This window comes from Variovorax atrisoli 110B, assembly GCF_000382045.1.
GTDB lineage: Bacteria > Pseudomonadota > Gammaproteobacteria > Burkholderiales > Burkholderiaceae_C > Variovorax > Variovorax atrisoli.
On record NZ_KB907451.1, the window covers coordinates 341,857 to 359,472 of the forward strand.

General features: G+C 69.5%; 16 protein-coding genes. 7 read left to right on the forward strand and 9 right to left on the reverse strand.

Features of this window, described 5'->3' with window-relative positions; genetic code table 11:
- Positions 1-87 precede the first annotated feature (87 nt).
- Positions 88-1,548, forward strand: a complete 1,461-nt coding sequence (gene pdxR, locus G369_RS0109660; protein ID WP_038114363.1) for a MocR-like pyridoxine biosynthesis transcription factor PdxR — start codon at positions 88-90, stop codon at positions 1,546-1,548.
- Between the two features lie 53 nt (positions 1,549-1,601).
- Here pdxR and G369_RS0109665 read toward each other — a convergent pair whose 3' ends face one another.
- Positions 1,602-2,084: an Lrp/AsnC family transcriptional regulator gene (locus G369_RS0109665; protein ID WP_020723017.1), complete on the reverse strand. Its 483-nt coding sequence runs from the start codon at positions 2,082-2,084 to the stop codon at positions 1,602-1,604.
- A gap of 119 nt (positions 2,085-2,203) precedes the next feature.
- On the opposite strand from G369_RS0109665, the gene G369_RS0109670 reads away from it, so the two are divergent.
- Entirely contained in the window at positions 2,204-3,502 is a 1,299-nt protein-coding gene (locus G369_RS0109670; RefSeq protein ID WP_019653797.1) for an aspartate aminotransferase family protein, read from the forward strand.
- 3 nt (positions 3,503-3,505) lie between these two features.
- Here G369_RS0109670 and G369_RS0109675 read toward each other — a convergent pair whose 3' ends face one another.
- A complete protein-coding gene (locus G369_RS0109675) occupies positions 3,506-4,561 on the reverse strand; it encodes a sugar phosphate isomerase/epimerase family protein (protein ID WP_019653798.1) in 1,056 nt (351 codons plus the stop codon).
- A gap of 140 nt (positions 4,562-4,701) precedes the next feature.
- On the opposite strand from G369_RS0109675, the gene G369_RS0109680 reads away from it, so the two are divergent.
- Positions 4,702-5,595: a gamma-glutamyl-gamma-aminobutyrate hydrolase family protein gene (locus tag G369_RS0109680; RefSeq protein WP_019653799.1), complete on the forward strand. Its 894-nt coding sequence runs from the start codon at positions 4,702-4,704 to the stop codon at positions 5,593-5,595.
- A 33-nt stretch (positions 5,596-5,628) separates the two neighbouring features.
- On the opposite strand, the gene G369_RS0109685 is transcribed toward G369_RS0109680, so the two are convergent.
- Together G369_RS0109685 and G369_RS35595 are read right to left on the reverse strand one after the other, a co-directional pair.
- A complete protein-coding gene (locus tag G369_RS0109685; protein WP_019653800.1) occupies positions 5,629-7,269 on the reverse strand; it encodes an acyl-CoA dehydrogenase family protein in 1,641 nt (546 codons plus the stop codon).
- A 40-nt stretch (positions 7,270-7,309) separates the two neighbouring features.
- The gene (locus G369_RS35595; RefSeq protein WP_019653801.1) at positions 7,310-8,146 is read right to left on the reverse strand and encodes a thioesterase family protein; all 837 of its coding nucleotides are present in this window, start codon (positions 8,144-8,146) and stop codon (positions 7,310-7,312) included.
- Positions 8,147-8,221: 75 nt separating this feature from the next.
- On the opposite strand from G369_RS35595, the gene G369_RS0109695 reads away from it, so the two are divergent.
- Positions 8,222-8,851, forward strand: coding sequence for a TetR/AcrR family transcriptional regulator (locus tag G369_RS0109695; protein WP_051127558.1), 630 nt, complete (start codon positions 8,222-8,224; stop codon positions 8,849-8,851).
- Between the two features lie 6 nt (positions 8,852-8,857).
- Here G369_RS0109695 and G369_RS0109700 read toward each other — a convergent pair whose 3' ends face one another.
- From G369_RS0109700 to G369_RS0109710, 3 genes are all read right to left on the reverse strand, one after another.
- Positions 8,858-9,049 (reverse strand): hypothetical protein, encoded by a 192-nt coding sequence (locus G369_RS0109700; RefSeq protein WP_019653803.1) that lies wholly within the window; start codon positions 9,047-9,049, stop codon positions 8,858-8,860.
- A 79-nt stretch (positions 9,050-9,128) separates the two neighbouring features.
- Positions 9,129-10,010, reverse strand: coding sequence for an N-formylglutamate amidohydrolase (locus G369_RS0109705; protein ID WP_019653804.1), 882 nt, complete (start codon positions 10,008-10,010; stop codon positions 9,129-9,131).
- Between the two features lie 13 nt (positions 10,011-10,023).
- Positions 10,024-10,986 carry a tripartite tricarboxylate transporter substrate binding protein BugE gene (locus G369_RS0109710; protein ID WP_019653805.1) on the reverse strand — a complete coding sequence of 321 codons (963 nt, stop codon included), beginning with the start codon at positions 10,984-10,986 and terminating at the stop codon, positions 10,024-10,026.
- Positions 10,987-11,097: 111 nt separating this feature from the next.
- Here G369_RS0109710 and G369_RS0109715 point away from each other — a divergent pair, with 111 nt between their 5' ends.
- A complete protein-coding gene (locus G369_RS0109715) occupies positions 11,098-12,030 on the forward strand; it encodes a LysR substrate-binding domain-containing protein (RefSeq protein WP_019653806.1) in 933 nt (310 codons plus the stop codon).
- Between the two features lie 16 nt (positions 12,031-12,046).
- Here the strand turns inward: G369_RS0109715 and G369_RS0109720 are convergent, their stop codons facing one another.
- Complete coding sequence (locus G369_RS0109720; protein ID WP_019653807.1) at positions 12,047-13,033, reverse strand: Bug family tripartite tricarboxylate transporter substrate binding protein; 987 nt, start codon at positions 13,031-13,033, stop codon at positions 12,047-12,049.
- 3 nt (positions 13,034-13,036) lie between these two features.
- Entirely contained in the window at positions 13,037-15,988 is a 2,952-nt protein-coding gene (locus G369_RS0109725) for a DNA topoisomerase III (RefSeq protein ID WP_019653808.1), read from the reverse strand.
- 85 nt (positions 15,989-16,073) lie between these two features.
- Between G369_RS0109725 and G369_RS0109730 the strand changes: the two genes are divergently transcribed.
- A complete protein-coding gene (locus G369_RS0109730) occupies positions 16,074-16,781 on the forward strand; it encodes an SET domain-containing protein (RefSeq protein WP_019653809.1) in 708 nt (235 codons plus the stop codon).
- A gap of 5 nt (positions 16,782-16,786) precedes the next feature.
- The gene (locus tag G369_RS0109735; RefSeq protein ID WP_019653810.1) at positions 16,787-17,602 is read left to right on the forward strand and encodes a biotin--[acetyl-CoA-carboxylase] ligase; all 816 of its coding nucleotides are present in this window, start codon (positions 16,787-16,789) and stop codon (positions 17,600-17,602) included.
- The last annotated feature ends 14 nt before the right edge of the window (positions 17,603-17,616 follow it).

The following is a 17,616-nucleotide window of genomic DNA, read 5'->3' on the forward strand; positions in this document are numbered from 1 at the left end:
GACGATGGACTCCGTGGCGAGTGTGTTCAGTGCCTCCAGAATAGGTTTGCAACTGGCTCTTCAAAAGAACCACAATTGGCGAAGTTCATGGAGCCACTTTTCGAACTCGCCATCCGCCTGCCGCCCGCCGGCTCGCGCGACCTGCTGCGCGAACTGCACCGCCAGTTGCGCGCAGCCATCGTCGATGGCCGCCTGCAGCCCGGCTCCCGGCTGCCCGCCACGCGAGTGCTGGCGCAGCGGCTGGGCGTTTCGCGCAACACCATGCTGGCGGCCTACGACCTACTGCTGGGCGAGGGCTACCTGCTCGCGCGGCCGGGCGCCGGCACCTACGTGGCCGACACGCTGCCGGTGTCCCGACGGCGCCTCGTCCCCAGGAGAGCCCAGGCCTCCGGCCGCGACCCCCGCCTCGTGCCCGCGAGCGTTCCCGGCGCCGATCTCGCCCCCACCCTGCAGCCGCCGCCCGCGCGTGACGACTTCCGCGTCGGCCTGCCCGACGTGAGCCTCTTTCCCTTCGACATCTGGCGCCGCCTGAGCGACCGCGCCCTGCGCCGCATCGCGCGCCAGACCGCCGACTACGCCGACCCGCAGGGCCAGCCCGCGCTGCGCGAGGCGATCGCCGGGCATGTGTCGTTCACCCGCGCGGTCGGTTGCACCGCCGACGACATCGTGGTCACGGCCGGCGCCCAGCAGGCCTTCGGGCTGCTCGCGCGCATCCTGGTGGTGCCGGGGCGCACGGTGGTCGCGGTGGAGCAGCTTTTCTACCCCTCCCTGCGCGAGGCCATGCTGGCGGCGGGCGCGAAGGTGGTGACCGTTCCCACCGACGCCGAGGGCCTGTGCGTGGACCGCATCCCGCCCGAGGCGCGCGTGGTCTGCGTGACGCCCTCGCACCAGTTCCCGACCGGCGTCGCGATGTCGCCGCAGCGCCGTGCGGCGCTGCTGGCCTTCGCGCGCGAGCGCAACGCCGTCGTCGTCGAGGACGACTACGACAGCGAATTCCGCTTCGCCGGCCGCCCGCTCGACGCCCTGCAGACGCTGGACCGTGCCGAGTCGGTCTTCTACGTCGGCACCTTCTCGAAGAGCCTCTTTCCCGCACTGCGGCTGGGCTTCGTGGTGGCGCCGCCCTGGGCCCGCGCGGCGCTGGTGCGATCGCGCGAACTGGCCGACTGGCACGGCCCGGTGCTCGGGCAGGAGGCGCTGGCGGCCTTCATTGCCGAAGGCCACCTCGCGCGCCACATCCGCAAGATGCGCAAGCTCTACGGCGCGCGGCGCAACGCCCTGCTCGACGCGCTGGCGCGCCACGGCGCGGGCCGGCTGGAAGTGATTCCCTCCAGCGCGGGCCTGCACCTGTCCGCCTGGCTGCATGGCGGAACGCGTGCCGACTCGGTGGTCGAGCGCGCCGCGGCGGCCGGCATCACGCTGCCGCCGCTGTCGCGCTTCGCGCTCGATCCGCTGGCGCCCGGCACGCCCAACGGGCTGGCCTTCGGCTACGGGCTGATCGGCGAAGCGCAGATCGACGGGGCGATCCGGCGGCTGGCCGGGCTGCTGTAGCTAGGGCCTGTTCACACTATGTCCGCGGCCCCGGAAATAGTGTGAACAGGCCCCTAGGCCCGGTCCAGCGGCAGCTGCGTGGTGAACTTGGTGGTCGACAGCACCACGTCGCTCGAATAGTTCTCCAGCTCCAGCGCGTCGCCCAGCTGCTCCTGCGCGAAGGCCTGGTACTCGGGCAGCGAGCGCGCGCAGATCACCAGCACGAAGTCGGTGTCGCCCGCCACGCAGTGGCACTGCAGCACCTGCGGCAGCGCGTGCACCTTGCGCTCGAAGGCCTGTATCGCCTCGCGCGTGGTGCTGCGCAGCGACACGCGCGAGATCACCAGCACCGGAAAGCCCACGCGCGCCGCGTCGAGGATCGCCACTTCCTCGCGGATCACGCCCGAGCGCCGCAGCCGCTGCACGCGCTTGAGGCAGGCCGAGGGCGAGAGGTTCACCCGCTCGGCCAGCGTCTGGTTCTGCAGGCCGGCGTCGGCCTGCAGCTCGGCGAGGATGCTCTGGTCGATGCGATCGAGATCGAGGGTGCCGGTCTTCATGGTGCCGCCAGTGTGGCGCAACGCCCGTGCAATCGGATGCGCTTTGGGGCCTGAACAACGACACCGGATTCTCCCGCCGCTGGCTACGCTGCCCGCATCCCCACGAAAAGGAGCATCCGATGGCAGAAGGCGCAACCTACGACCCGGCGGCCGCCAGGCACCTCGTGCGCTACGGCATGGGCCTGAGCCCGCACGTGATCGTCAAGGCGCGCGGCGCCACGCTGTGGGACCAGCACGGCCGCGAGATCCTCGACTTCACCTCCGGCCAGATGTGCGCCACCATCGGCCACAACCATCCGCGCATCGTCGCGGCCATCGAGAAGGCCTGCGAAGGCGCGCTGCACCTCTACAGCGGCTTCGTCGGCCCGGCCGTGCCCGCACTGGCGGGGCGGCTGGCGTCGATGCTGCCGCCGTCGCTGTCGAAGTCGCTCTTCCTTTCCACCGGCGGCGAGGCCAACGAGGCGGCGGTGCGCATGGCGCGGCTGACCACCGGCCGCTACGAGATCGTGGGCCTCAACGGCGGCTGGCACGGCGTGACCGGCGGCATCGCCTCGCTCACCTTCGCCGGCCGTCACCACGTCGACTACGGGCCGCGCAAGCCCGGCACCATGTCGATTCCGGCGCCCAACTGCTACCGCTGCCCGGTGCGCCACTGCCGCGACGCCTGCGACACCACCTGCCTCGACGTCGGATTCGACATGGTCGACGCGCAATCCAGCGGCTCGCTCGCGGCCTTCATCGCCGAGCCGGTGCTCAGCTCGGGCGGCGTGATCGTGCCGCCCAGGGGCTACTTCCCCAAGCTCAAGGAGAAGTGCCGCGAGCGCGGCATGCTGCTGATCCTCGACGAGGCGCAGACCGCCTTCGGCCGCATGGGCGCCAACTTCGCCTTCGAGCAGGCCGATGTGGTGCCCGACATCCTCACCGTGTCGAAGACGCTGGGCGGCGGCGTGGCCATCGGCGCGACGATCACCGGCGAGGCCATCGAGCAGGACTGCCACGACAAGGGCTTCGTGCACGTCACCTCGCACGTGTCCGACCCGCTGCCGGCCGAGGTCGCGCTGGCCGTGCTCGACGTGCTGGAGGAGGAAGGCCTCGCCCGCCGCGCCGCCGAGATGGGCAGGCGGCTGCGCGAGGGCCTGCAGACGCTGAAGGCCCGGCACGAGGTGATCGGCGACGTGCGCGGCCACGGCCTGCTGCAGGGCGTCGAACTCGTGAAGGACCGCGAGACCCGCGAGCCCGACGCCGAGCGCGGCCGCGCCATCACCGACGCCTGCATGGCGCGCGGCCTCAGCATGAACATCGTGTCCGTCGGCGGCATGGCGGCGGTGTGGCGCATCGCGCCGCCGCTGAACGTGAGCGAGGCCGAGATCGACCGCGGCCTCGAGATCCTCGACGACGCGATCCGGTCTACGTCCTAGTCTCTAGCCGATCCCCAGCATCCGCTTGTTCGCCGCCACGTCGGCCCCGCCTGCCGCGAAGTCGTCGAAGGCGCGGTCGGCCACGCGGATGATGTGGTCGGCGATGAACTTCGCGCCCTCGCGCGCGCCGTCTTCGGGGTGCTTGATGCAGCACTCCCACTCCAGCACCGCCCAGCCCGGGAAGTCGTACTGCGCCATCTTCGAGAAGATGGCCCTGAAGTCCACCTGCCCGTCGCCCAGCGAGCGGAAGCGCCCTGCCCGGTTGATCCAGCTCTGGAAGCCGCCGTACACGCCCTGCTTGCCGGTCGGGTTGAACTCGGCGTCCTTGACGTGGAAGATCTTGATGCGCTCGTGGTAGTGGTCGATGTAGGCCAGGTAGTCGAGCTGCTGCAGCATGAAGTGGCTCGGGTCGTACAGCAGGCAGGCGCGCGGATGGTTGTTGACGCGCTCCAGGAACATCTCGTAGCTCACGCCGTCGTGCAGGTCCTCGCCGGGGTGTATCTCGTAGCCCACGTCGACGCCGGCCGCGTCGAAGGCGTCGAGGATGGGCCGCCAGCGGCGCGCGAGTTCGTCGAAGGCCTCCTCGATGAGGCCCGGCGGGCGCGGCGGCCATGAGTAGAGATAGGGCCAGGCCAGCGCACCCGAGAAGGTCGCGTGCGCCGCGAGCCCGAGGTTGGCCGAGGCCTTCGCCGCGAGGTGCAGCTGCTCGACGGCCCACTGCTGGCGCCGCACCGGGTTGCCGCGCACCTCGGGCGCCGCGAAGCCGTCGAAGCCCGCGTCGTAGGCCGGGTGCACCGCCACCAGCTGGCCCTGCAGGTGGGTCGAGAGCTCCGTGATCTGCAGGCCGTGGCTCGCCAGCGTGCCCTTCACCTCCTCGCAGTAGGTCTTGCTCTCGGCTGCGCGCCGAAGGTCGAAGAGGCGGGCGTCCCAGCTCGGTATCTGCACGCCCTTGTAGCCCAGGCCGGCGGCCCAGCCGGCGATGCCGTCGAGCGTGTCGAAGGGGGCGGTGTCTCCCGCGAACTGGGCCAGGAATATGGCTGGGCCCTTGATGGTTTTCATCGGCTTGTCTTCCTTGTACGTTGGGGCAGCGTTGAAAGCATACTTGGCGTGTCGTCCGACCCCGTGCGAGAGGCCAACGAGCCAAAATGGACTTTCCTTTCCGCATCCCCCGTCCGGTTCGCACTGGCGACAGTCCTGCGATGACACAACCTGTTTCCGCCCGGCTCAAGATCGGCCTGTCGGCCTGCTTCTCGCATGCCGACCCGGCGCGTTCGCTCTTCACCAACAAGACGCTGCAGTACGTCGAGCAGTCGATCGCGCACTGGCTCATGTCCGCCGGCGCCATGGTCGTGATGGTGCCCTGCCCCACCGGCGAGACCGCGCGCGGCGACACCAAGCTGTCGCACTACGCCGAGTGGCTCGACGGCGTGGTGATGCACGGCGGGGCCGACGTCTGGCCCGGCAGCTACGGCGAGGTGCCGCTGAAGGACGCCTGGATCGGCGACCGCATCCGCGACCTCTACGACCTCGCGCTGGTCGAGGCCTTCGAGCAGGCCGGCAAGCCCATCTTCGGCGTCTGCCGGGGCCTGCAGCTCATCAACGTGGCCTTCGGCGGCACGCTCTACCAGGACATCGAGGAGCAGCACGGCCATCCCCAGACGCTGAAGCATCGCGACCCGGTGACCTACGACCAGAACTTCCACGACATCGAGATCGTCGAGGGCACGCGGCTTTCCAAGCTCTATCCGAAGATTCGCTCGGCGCGCGTCAACAGCATCCACCACCAGGGCATCAAGGGGCTCGCGCCGGGCTTCGAGATCGAGGCCTGGAGCCTGCCCGACCGCGTGCCCGAGGCCATCCGCCGGCTGCCCGACCGCGGCCGCAGCTACATCGCCGCGACCCAGTGGCACCCCGAGTTCCACAAGTACGGCAGCACCGAGACGGTGGACGACACGCCCATCCTGCACGACTTCCTCTGGGCCTGCGCCACCGCCAAGGTCGCGCCCAGGACCTCGCCGCGCTCCGGCCCCGGCAAGATCCGCGACCGCGCCGCGCGCGTGCTGCGGCAGGCGCTGCTGAGAAGGCGGGGCTAGGCGGACGCGAGCCTCGCCCAGGCGCCCAGGCGCTCAGCGCCAGGCGGCGCGCAGCAGCGCTGCCGGATCGGAAGTGCCGGCACTGATGCCCGTCACCGGCCCCCAGTCGGGATCGAAGCGGCTCGACAGGAAGGCGGCCGACTCCTCGGCGCTCGCATGCTCCAGCATCAGGCAGGCCTGCGCGGCCAGCACCAGGCGCTGGGTGAAGCGGCGGGCCTGCGGCTCCAGCTCCTGCGGCGGCAGCTGCGTCATGCGGCGCACGGACTGCAGCGCGTCGAGCACGCGGGGCTCGCCGGTGGCGACCTCCTGCAGCTGGTCGAGCACGAGATGCGCGTCGTCGGGATTGCGCGAGACGGCGCGCAGCACGTCGAGGCACATCACGTTGCCCGAGCCTTCCCAGATCGAGTTGACCGGCGCCTCGCGGAACAGCCGGCCCATCGGGCTCTCCTCGACGTAGCCGTTGCCGCCGAACACCTCCATCGCCTCGCCGGTGAAGGCCACCGCGCGCTTGCAGTTCCAGAACTTGGCCGCGGGCGTGAGCAGGCGGCGCCAGGCCGTGTCCAGCGGTGCCGCCGAGCCGAAGCGCGAGGCCAGCCCCATCGCCAGCAGCGTGGCGGCCTGCGATTCGAGCGCCATGTCGGCCAGCAGCGCGGTCATCACCGGCTGGTCGGCCAGCGCCTTGCCGAAGGCGTGGCGGTTGCGCGCGTAGTGCAGCGCCTGCGCGAAGCCCTGGCGCATGAAGCCGGCGCTGGCCAGCGCGCAGTCCAGCCGCGTCACGGTCGCCATCTCGATGATGGTCGGGATGCCCCGGCCCTCCTCGCCCACGAGCACGCCCCAGGCCTCCTTGAACTCGACCTCGCTGCTCGAGTTGGAGCGGTTGCCCACCTTGTCCTTCAGCCGCTGGATGTGCACCGCGTTCCTGCTTCCATCGGGCCGCCAGCGCGGCACGAAGAAGCACGAGGAGCCGTGCTCTTCGGTCTTGGCCAGCACCAGGTGGCCGTCGCACATCGGCGCCGAGAAGAACCACTTGTGGCCGGTGAGGAGGAATTCGCTTCCCCATGGACCACTCCCCGCCGGCACGGCGCGCGTGGTGTTGGTGCGCACGTCGCTGCCGCCCTGCTTCTCGGTCATGCCCATGCCGACGGTGATCGAGGTCTTGCCCTCGAGCGGAATGTCGCGCAGATCGTGCTCGTTCGACGCGAGCTTGTCGCGCAGCACGGCATGCAGCGCCGCGTTGCGGCGCACGACAGGGATGCAGGCCTTGGTCATGGTGGTCGGGCAGGTGGAGCCCGACTCGATCTGGCTGTGCATGTACAGCGACGCGCCGTAGCCCACCCAGGCCGAGGGCCGTTCGTCGAAGAACGGCAGGTTGGCGATGCCGTTGCGCCGGGCGATGGCCATCATCGTGTGCCAGGCCGGATGGAAGCGCACCTGGTCGATGCGCTCGCCCGTACGCGAGTGGGTGTGCAGCTCGGGCTCGTGGCGGTTGGCGTCCTCCGCGGCGCGCAGCGTGGCCTCGGCGCCGTACTCCGCGCCCTGGCGCACCAGTTCCTCGTCGCGCCAGGCCGCGCCGCCGCGTTCCACTGCGCCGCGCAGCGCGGGGTCGCTGGTGTAGACGTTGTAGTCCTTGAGTTCGGGGACCTGGTTGTCGGGATGGATGCCGGTGGTGGTCATGCGCGTCTGTCTCCTGAGTGTTCGTTCGGGTGCCGATGGATCAGGCGCCGGGGCTGCGTTCGCGCAGCACCAGCGTCTGGGTGGCGATGCCGATCGGGCCCTGCTCGTCGAAGAGGTGGGACACGACCAGGCCCGCGCCGCCGCCGTGCACCTCCGAGGCCGAGCGCAGGCCGATCCACTCTCCCTGCGGCACGCGGAAGAGGTTCATGCTCAGGTCGGCATTGGTGAACAGGTAGCGGTCGACCGGCAGCACCCAGCTCAGCCCGTTGCCGAAGTCGGCCGCCGCCGCGGCGCGCATCGCAGGCGAGGTGGTTGCGCCGTGCAGCAGAGGCACCGCGAGGCGGAACCATGCGGAACACGGACCGGGCCGGGTCGAGTCGCCCTCGGCGACGCGCGTTTCCATGGCCGTGCTGTAGAACGACTCGCCCTCGGGCAGGCCCGGGATGCGCACGTGCTGTGTGCAGTCGCGCGGCAGCGGCCGCAGCGGCTCCTGCGGCCAGCCCGGCAGGCCGGGCGGAAGCGCCAGCGACTGGCTTGCCAGCAGCAGCGCGTGCGCCCGTGCCACCAGCACCTCGCCCGCCAGCAGATCGATGCCCACGCGCACCGTGGAGCGCGCGGACTGCACCTGCGTGCGCGTGACGAGCGGTGCCAGCGGCACCGGCTTGACCAGTTCGAGCGTGAGCCGCGCCAGCTGCCAGCCAGGCCCCGGCGCAGCGCGCTCGGCCACGTGAACCAGCAGCGCGGCCGGTGCGCCGCCGTGCTGCGCACGCGGGTCCCAGGGGCCGCGCGACGACGGGCCGGGCAGCCATGCATCGTCGCCCTGTGCGGTGTAGACAGCTGGATGCGATTCGTCCCGGGTGCTCTCGTCTTGTGCCATTGCAGAATGCCGTTCGATGGGTCAGAAAATTCTAGGAACAACCCGCCCGCGAGGTGTTCGGGTTCGGCTGCGCTGATGGCGACCGCTCGCGCCCCGGCCGCCGCCCCCAGGCGCAAGCCGCGCCAGTCCCGTGCGCGCCACACCTCGCAGGCCCTGCAGGAGGCCTTTGTTCGGCTTTTGGTCGAGAAGGGCTACGCCGCCATCACCATCCGCGAGATCGTGTCGGTGGCCGGCACGGGGCTCGGCAGCTTCTACGAATACTTCGCGAGCAAGGAAGACCTGGCGCGCGTGTGCCTGCACCTGCGATCCAAGGCACTGCTGCTGGACATGCGCGCCGCCGTCGCCGCGCATGCGGGCCGGCCGCTAGCGGAAATCGTGGATGCGGTGATCGACGCGCAGCTGGAGGCGCATCGCGCGCAGCCCCTGGCCTGGGGCGCGCACTACCTGCTGGAGCGGCATCTCTCGGGCCCCGAGGCCTATCGCAAGATGTACGACCGCTTCGTGGCCGAATGGGTGGGCGTGCTCGACGCGGCCATCGACCTGTCGCCGGACTGCCAGAAGAAGGAAGTCGCCCGCGTGTGCCAGACCATCATCTACGGCCTGTTCGCGCACCTGCACATCGGCACGGGCGGGCGGCCCGACCTTCAGGCGCTGTCACGGCAGCTGCGTGCCGCACTGCACGGCTACCTGAAGGGCGTGGCCTGATCCGGGTCAGCGCGGGCTGCTGCTGTTCTTGTAGCCGCTGACGCTGGCGTCGATGGTGCCGAACACCGTGACGCCGCTGCCGCTGCTCGGCGTTGCGGCGGAGGAGCCAGCGTTGCCTGCGGAACCCGTGCCGGCGCAACCCGTGGCCAGCACGCCCATGGCGATCGCGAATGCGGCGGCGATGAAAGACGACTTCAACGGAATCTCCTGGGTGGTTGGATCGGAACCACTATAGGCCGGCCGCGCAAAGCGGCCTGTAACAGCACACCCGGCGCCGTCAGGGTTGTTGGCGCGGGTCGGTGGCCAGCAGCATCTCGACCATCGAGCGCAGGTGCCCCTGCAGCCGCGCCGCGCCGGCCTCGTCGAGCGCCAGCGTGGCCTCGTCCATGTAGAGCCTGCGGTTGATCTCGACCTGGATGCTGTGCCGGTTCGCGTCGGGCCTGCCCTGCCGGCGCACCAGTTCCACGCCCTTGTAGGGATGGTTGTAGTCCACGCTGTAGCCGAAGCCGCGGAGGTGTTCGCAGATCCTGCGCGACAGCGCCGGATTGGCCGTGCTGCCGTCGCGGTCGCCGATCACGAAGTCGGCATGCACCAGGCCCGGAAAGTCGGTCGCATGGCTGGCCGCGACGGCCGGCATCGAGTGGCAGTTGATGTGGATGCTGTAGCCGTGGCGCGCATGCGCCTCGTCCACCGCCTGCGCCACGGCGGCGTGGTACGGCCGCCAGCAGCTGTCGATGCGCTGGCGCACCTCTTCCACCGGAAGCAGTCGGTCGTAGATCGGCAGCCCGTCGTCGGTGAGCTTCCAGATCAGGCCCTTGCCCAGGCGCACCTTCGACAGCACGCGCGGGTCGGTGGAGACCGGGTCGGTCCACGTGCCTTCGAGCATGCTGGTGTCGATCTCGGTCGTGTCGCGGTTGGCGTCGAGGTAGCTGCGTGGAAAGTGCGCCTCGATCCATGCCGCGCCCAGTTCGGGCGCGAAGGCATAGAGCTTCTCGACGTGCGTGTCCTCGGCCCGGCGCAGCGTGGCCAGGTCGCGCACCGTGCGGAAGTCCTCGGGGTAGACGGTGCCGCTGTGCGGGGAGTCCAGCACCAGCGGCGTGTGCCCGGCGACGCTTGTCACCTGGGCGCGGGTTTGAATCAGTTTCAGGACAGGATGCATAGGCAGGCCGGGCTCAGTCCAATCGCACGCGTGCGAATTCGGCCACCTTCTTCATCTTGTCGATCTCGCTGGCGATCTGCCTGGTGAACTGCGCCGGCGTGGTGCCCGAGGCGTACAGGCCCTGCAGCGCAAGGCGATCGCGCACCGAGGCGTCCTTCAGCGCGGTGGCCACGGCCTGCTGCATGCGCAGCACCAGCTCGGCCGGCGTGCCTGCGGGCGCGACCATGCCGAACCACGACGGGTCGTTGTTGACCGGATAGCCCAGCTCCGCATAGGTGGGCACGTCGGGCAGCACGTCGAGGCGGCCGTTCCACGACACGGCCAGCGCCTTCAGCTTTCCCGCCTTCACGTGCGGCAGCGAGGAGGCCACCTGGTCGAAGTACACCGGCACCTCGCCCGCGAGCACGTCGTTGATGGCCGGGCCCGCACCGCGGTAGGGGATGTGCACCATCGAGGTTCCGGTGCTGCTCTTGAACAGCTCGCCCCACATGTGGCCGATGGTGCCGTTGCCCGGCGTGGCGTACGACACCTTGCCCGGGTTGGCCTTCAGGTACTTCACCAGCTCGGCGAAGCTGGCCACCGGCAGCTTCGTCGGGTTGATGACGATCACGCCCGGCGCCTTGACGATCTCGGTGACGGCGGCGAAGCCCTTGATCGGGTCGTAGGGCAGCTTCTGGTAGACGGCCGGGTTTACGCCGTGCGTGGACAGGGTGGCGATGCCGAAGGCCAGGCCGTCCGGCGTGGCGCGGGCCAGTTCGGCCATGCCGATGGAGCCGCCGGCGCCCGCGCGGTTGTCGATGACCACGGGCTGCTGGAGGATCTTGCCGAGGGGCTCGCCGAGCACGCGCGCCGTGATGTCGGTGGCGCCGCCGGGCGGGAAGGGCACGATCAGGCGGATCGGCTTGCCCTGGGCGAAGGATATTCCTGGCACGACAGATGCGGCGGCAAGGGTGGAAATGAAATGACGACGTAGCATGGGATTTTTCCGATGAATCAGGAGGTGACGGAGCGATTCGCTCCCATCACCTGAAGCAAAGGATAGACCAGCTAACATTCCAATCTGGAATGTTTTGATGGGCTTCCTTCCATGTCGCTTCGCCGTCTCAATCCGCCTATGAACCTGCTGCGCGCCTTCTCGACCGTGGTGCGCTTCGGCGGCGTCTCGCGCGCCGCCGAGGCGCTGCACCTCACGCAGGGCGCCGTCAGCAAGCAGGTGCAGGAACTCGAGCGCTGGATCGGCGCGCCGCTGTTCGAGCGCAGCCGCAAGCGCCTCGCGCTCACGCCGGCGGGCGAACGCTACGAGAAGGCGGTGCGCGCCACGCTGGCGCAACTGGAGGCGGCCACGCTGGAGCTCATCACGAGCGGCGATGGCGGTGGCGCGTTGCACCTCTCCGCCCTGCCCACCTTCGGCGCCAAGTGGCTGATTCCGCGGCTGCCCGATTTCCAGCGCGCGCATCCACAGATCACGCTGCATTTCGTGCCCTTCGTGCACGGCTACGACTTCGAGCGGCCGGAGCTCGACTGCGCCATTCTTTTCGGCGACGGCCATTGGCCCGGCGCCCGGTCGCACTACCTCGCGGGGCAGGATGTGGCGCTGATCGCGCCGCGAGCGGCGCAGGCCGAGGTGGCCATCCGCACGCCGCAGGACGTGGCGCGCTGCACGCTGCTGCGCCACGTCACGGTGCCGCAGTCGTGGCTGCACTGGAGCGAAACGCATGGGGTGCGCGGGCTCGACCCGCTGGCGGGTCCGCAGTTCGACCAGTTCCAGACCATGATTCGTGCGGTCATGGCCGGCATGGGCGTGGCGCTGGTGCCGCGCTGCCTGGTGCAGGACGAGATCGCCTCGGGGCTGGTGGACGAGCCGCTGCCCGGCGGCGGCTACCGCGGCAACGAGGGCTACTGGTTCTGCTACCCGGAAGGGCGCGGCCAGCTCGCCACGCTCGATCATTTCCGCAGCTGGCTGCTCGCGGAGGTGGACCGCGCCAAGGAGGCGCCGGCCCCCCTGCCCGCCCCTGGCTGAAGCGCCCGGCGGGACGCTACTCGGGCTTGGCGCCCGAGGCCTTCACCGCCGCGCCCCAGACACCGATCTCGCTCGCCACGAAGCGGTCGAACTCGGCCGGCGTGGTCGGTGCGGGCTCGGCGCCGCGCTCGCGGATGAAGCGGGCCATCTGCTCGCTCTTGAGGATGTCGGTCACCTCATGGTTGAGGCGCTCGACGATCTCGCCCGGCGTGCCGCGCGGCGCCATCAGGCCGAGCCAGCCGACGGCCTCGAAGTTCTTCGTGCCCGCCACGCCGCTCTCGCGCACGGTGGGCACGTCGGGCAGCTGCGAGGAGCGCGTGGCCGAGGTCACGGCCAGCGGCACCGCGCGGCCCGACTTGATGTGCGGCAGCGCGGCCGTCACCGAGTCGATCATCAGCGGCACCTGGTTGCCCAGGAAATCCGACTGCGCCGGGCCGCTGCCCCGGTACGGAATGTGCGTGACGAACACATGCGCCGCCGTCTTGTACATCTCGCCCGACAGGTGCTGCGTGCCGCCGATGCCGGCGCTCGCGTAGCTCAGCCGGCCGGGTTCGGCCTTGGCGCGCGCGGTGAGCTCAGCCAGGGTGCGGATGCCGCTTTCGGGCGTGGCCAGGAACACCAGCGGGACCTTGGCGACGAGCGAGATGCCGACCAGATCCTTGCGCGGATCGAAGCCCGGCTTCGCGTAGAGCGTCTGGTTCACCGCCATCGCGCTGCCTGCCACCACCAGCGTGTAGCCGTCGGGCTGCGAGCGCACCACGAACTCGGTGCCGATGTTGCTGCCGGCGCCGGCCTTGTTGTCGACCACCACCGGCTGCCCCAGCCGCTTGCCGAGCTGCTCGGCCAGGGCGCGGGCGAAGATGTCTGTGGCCTGCCCGGGCGGGAACGGCACCACCAGCTTGACCGGCTTGTCGGGCCACGCGGCGGCCTGCGCCGGGCCGGTGCCGCCGAGCAGCACCGCCGCAGCCATCGCGAGGCTTGCGCCGAAGCGTCTGCGCCGCATGGCTCAGGGCGCCGAGAGGTGCTTGCCCACGATGCCCGCGAGCTCGAACATCGTCACCTGGTCCTTGCCGAACACGGGCTTGAGCTTGGCGTCGGCGTTGATCGCGCGCTTGTCCTTCGCGTCCTGCAGGCCGTTGGCCTTGATGTAGTCCCACAGCTTCTTGACCACCTCGGTGCGCGCGACCGGCTCGTTGCCGATCACCGCCGCCAGCGCGTCGCTGGGCTTCAGGCCCGCGCCGGGCTTGCGCGGCGCGGCGGCCTTCTTCGCGGCCGGTGCCTTCTTGGCGGCGGGCGTCTTCTTCGCCGCTGCCGTCTTCTTGGCTGCAGGGGTCTTGCCGGCGAAGGTCTTGCGCGGCGGGAACTTGGCTGCACCCTCGCGCGGCGCGAACTCGAAGGTCACCTTGCCCTCTTCCGCATTCCAGGTCAGGAAGGCCTTGAAGGGGCGGCGCGTGCGCATGCTCACGAACTTGTCGAGCAGGTCGGTCTTGCCGGTGGCCAGCAGCTTCTCCATCTGCGCGCGCTCCACCGGCTGCTGCAGGATGATCTTGCCGGTCTTGAAGGTGCAGCTCGGCGTGGGCTGCGCATTGGTCGGCACCGACTTCTCGCAGACGTAGTTGCTGCCGTGCTCGAACACCGGTGCGCCGCATACCGGGCAGGGGCCCACGGTGTCCTGATCGCTGAAGTCGACGATCTCGCCGCTTTCCTCGTTCTTGTCGTCGCCGAAGTCGAACTCCAGCTTCCAGTTCTTCGCCTCCTCGTCGTACTTGATGACGATCTCGGAGGTGAAGGGCCAGCCGGCCTTGGAGCGGAAGCCTTCCAGCGGACCGATGTGCTTGTCGCGCAGCAGCGCCTCGGCCTCTTCCACCTCGAAGGTGCGCCCGGCCGGCGACTTGCCGAACGAGAAGCCGCAGGCGTCCTCGCCCGTGCCGCTCTTGCCGGTGCAGGCGTAGCGGCGGTAGTTCTCGCGCACGATGCCGCCGCAGTTGGGGCACGGCGTGCGCAGGGTGGCGTAGTCGCCCGGCACGGTGTCGCGGTCGTATTCCTTGGCCTTCTTGACGATGTGCTGCGTCATCTCGGCGATCTCGCGCATGAAGGCGTCGCGGCTGAGCGAGCCCTTCTCCATCTGCGCGAGCTTGTATTCCCACTCGCCGGTCAGCTCGGCCTTGGAGAGTTCCTCCACGCCCAGGCCGCGCAGCAGCGTCATGAGCTGGAAGGCCTTGGCCGTGGGGATCAGCTCGCGGCCTTCGCGCAGGATGTACTTCTCGGCGATCAGCCCTTCGATGGTGGCCGCGCGCGTGGCCGGCGTGCCGAGGCCCTTCTCCTGCATGGCCTCGCGCAGCTCGTCGTCGTCGATGGTCTTGCCCGCGCCTTCCATGGCGCCGAGCAGCGTGGCTTCGGAGTAGCGTGCCGGCGGGCGCGTCTTCAGGCCCTTGATGTCGGCCGCGAGGGTCTTGACGATCTCGCCCGGCTTCACCGGCACGAGGCGCTTGCCGTCCTTGTCGTCTTCCTTCTCGTCGTCCTGCGCTTCCTTGCCGTAGATGGCGAGCCAGCCCGGCTTCACCAGCACCTTGCCGTCGGTGCGGAAGGCGTACTTCCTGCCGCCCTGTTCCACCGTGCTGATGCGCGTGGTGACCTGGTACTCGGCGCTCGGGAAGAACACCGAGAGGAAACGCCGCACCACGAAGTCGTAGAGCTTCTGCTCGGCCTCGCTCAGGCCGCTGGGCGCCTGCAGCGTCGGGATGATCGCGAAGTGGTCCGACACCTTCGCGTTGTCGAAGATGCGCTTGTTGGGCTTCACGTAGGAGCCGTCGATCGCCTGCTGGGCGAAGGGCGCGAGGTGCTTCATGCCGCTGTTGGCGAGCATGCCCATCGTCTGCTTGACCACGGGAAGATAGTCTTCCGGCAGCGCGCGCGAATCGGTACGCGGATAGGTCAGCGCCTTGTGGCGCTCGTACAGGCTCTGCGCCAGCGCCAGCGTGGTCTTGGCGCTGAAGCCGAAGCGGCTGTTGGCCTCGCGCTGCAGCGAGGTCAGGTCGAACAGCAGCGGCGAGGCCTGCGTGGTGGGCTTGCTCTCTTCCGTGACGGTGGCGGGCTTGCCGCGCGCGGCGTCGGCGATGGCGCGGGCTTCCTGTTCGTTCCACACGCGGTCGGCGCGCTGCTCGGGGTCGGGCTCGCCGTTGGGCAGCAGCGGGGCGCTGGCCTTCTTCCAGTCGGGGTTGAACCACTTGCCGGAGTACTCGCCGGCCTCGGCGCCGAAGGTGCCGTGGATCTCCCAGTAGTCGCGCGAGACGAACTTGCGGATCTGCTCCTCGCGCTCCACCACCACCGACAGCGTGGGCGTCTGCACGCGCCCCACGGTCGTGAGGAAGAAGCCGCCGTCGCGCGAATTGAAGGCCGTCATCGCACGCGTGCCGTTGATGCCCACCAGCCAGTCGGCCTCCGAGCGCGAACGCGCGGCGTCGGCCAGGCCCTGCATCTGCTTCTCGGTGCGCAGGGAGTCGAAGCCGTCGCGGATGGCCTGCGGTGTCATCGACTGCAGCCACAGCCGCTTCACCGGCTTGTTCAGCCCCGACTTGCCGCCCGCGTACTGCTCGATGAGCCTGAAGATCAGCTCGCCCTCGCGCCCCGCGTCGCATGCGTTGATGAGCTGCGTGACGTCCTTGCGCTTGGCCTGCTTGACCACCGCGTTCAGGCGCGTCTTGGTCTTGTCGACGGGCTTCAGGTCGAAGTGCGGCGGGATCACCGGCAGGTTGGCGAAGCTCCACTTGCCGCGCTTGACGTCGAATTCCTCGGGCGCCTGGATTTCGACCAGGTGACCGACAGCGCTGGTCACGACATAGCTGTCGTTCTCGAAATGCTCGTCATGTTTGTCGAATTTGCCGGCCACCGGCGTGAGAGCGCGGACGATGTCCTGCGCCACCGACGGCTTTTCTGCGATTACCAACGTCTTTGTCATCTAAGGGCTCTCTATACTCTGCGGCTTCCCGCGTGCGCACGCGCACACGCGCATGTGTGCATATTCAAACTAACAGACTTCGGCGATGCCTTCCAAATCCCCACTTCCGGCCGGTCGTGATTCGCAGGCCACCGCGCTCCCCGAGGCGGATGCGAAGTCCGCCAAGGATCGCTCCACCGGCCGCCGCATCCAGATGCGGCGCTCCGCCGTCCACGGCAACGGCGTTTTCGCCGTGCAGGACCTGGCCGAAGGCGAGACGCTGATCGAATACAAGGGCGAAGTCATCAGCTGGAAGGAGGCGCTGCGCCGCCATCCGCACGACCCGAGCCAGCCGAACCACACCTTCTACTTCCACATCGACGACGGCCGCGTGATCGACGGCAACGTCAAGGGCAACGATGCACGCTGGATCAACCACTCGTGCGAGCCGAACTGCGAAGCCGACGAGGTCGACGGGCGCGTTTATATCAAGGCGCTGCGCAACATCGCAGCCGGCGAAGAGCTCAACTACGACTACGGCCTGATCATCGACGAGCCGTACACGCCGAAGCTGCTCGCCGAATTTCCGTGCTGGTGCGGCTCGGAGCAGTGCCGCGGCACGCTGCTGACACCGAAGGATGAGGACGAAGAAAAGAAAAAGAAGAAGAAGGCGAAGAAAAAGGCTGAAAAGAAGGCCGAGAAGAAGGCCGAAAGGAAAAAGGCCGAGAAAAAGGAAGCCAGGAAGGCCGAGAAGAAGGCCGACGCCAAGGCTGAAAAGAAATCGGCGAAGAAAGCCAGGTCCGCCAGGGACTGACGGCGATGAACGACAGCAGCACCGCCGACTGGTTCCAGGACCGGATCGCCGCGGCGGTCGCGCCGCTGCTGCCTGGCTTCGCGGTCGAGGCCGTGGCGGAAATCGACTCCACCAACACCGAATTGATGCGCCGCGCGCGTGCCGGCCGCGTCGAGCCCGTGCTCCTCGTGGCCGAGCGCCAGACGGCCGGGCGCGGCCGCCTCGGGCGCCCCTGGCAGAGCGGCGCGCAGCAGGATGCGGCCGCCTCGCTGACCTTCTCGCTCGGCATGCCGCTGGCGCCCGCCGACTGGTCGGGCCTGTCGCTGGCCGTCGGCGTGGCGGTGGCCGAGGGGCTCGATCCCTCGGGCGCGCACAAGGTCGGCCTCAAGTGGCCCAACGACATCTGGGTCGACGACCGCAAGCTGGTCGGCATCCTCATCGAGACCGCCCTGCCCTCCGACGGCGGGCCGGCCGCGTCGCGCTATGTGGTGATCGGCATCGGCATCAACATCGGCGCGCGCGAGGGCGACGGCATGCGCACGCCGCCGGCATGGCTGCACCAGTGGCGCCCCGGTGCCACCGCGGCCGAGGTGCTGGCCGATCTGGCCGGGCCGCTGGTGCGGACGGTGCTCGACTTCGAGGCGCGGGGCTTCGCGCCCTTTGCCGAGCGCTTCGCCGCGCGCGACGTGCTGCGCGGACGCGAGGTGATGCTCAGCGACGGCACTGCCGGCCTGTGCGAAGGCGTGGCCTGGGGCGGCGAGCTGCAGGTACGCACCGACGCGGGCCTGCAGCTGATCTCCAGCGACGAAGTGAGCGTGCGCCCTCGCGGCATGGCCTTCTGATTCTGATCTTCACC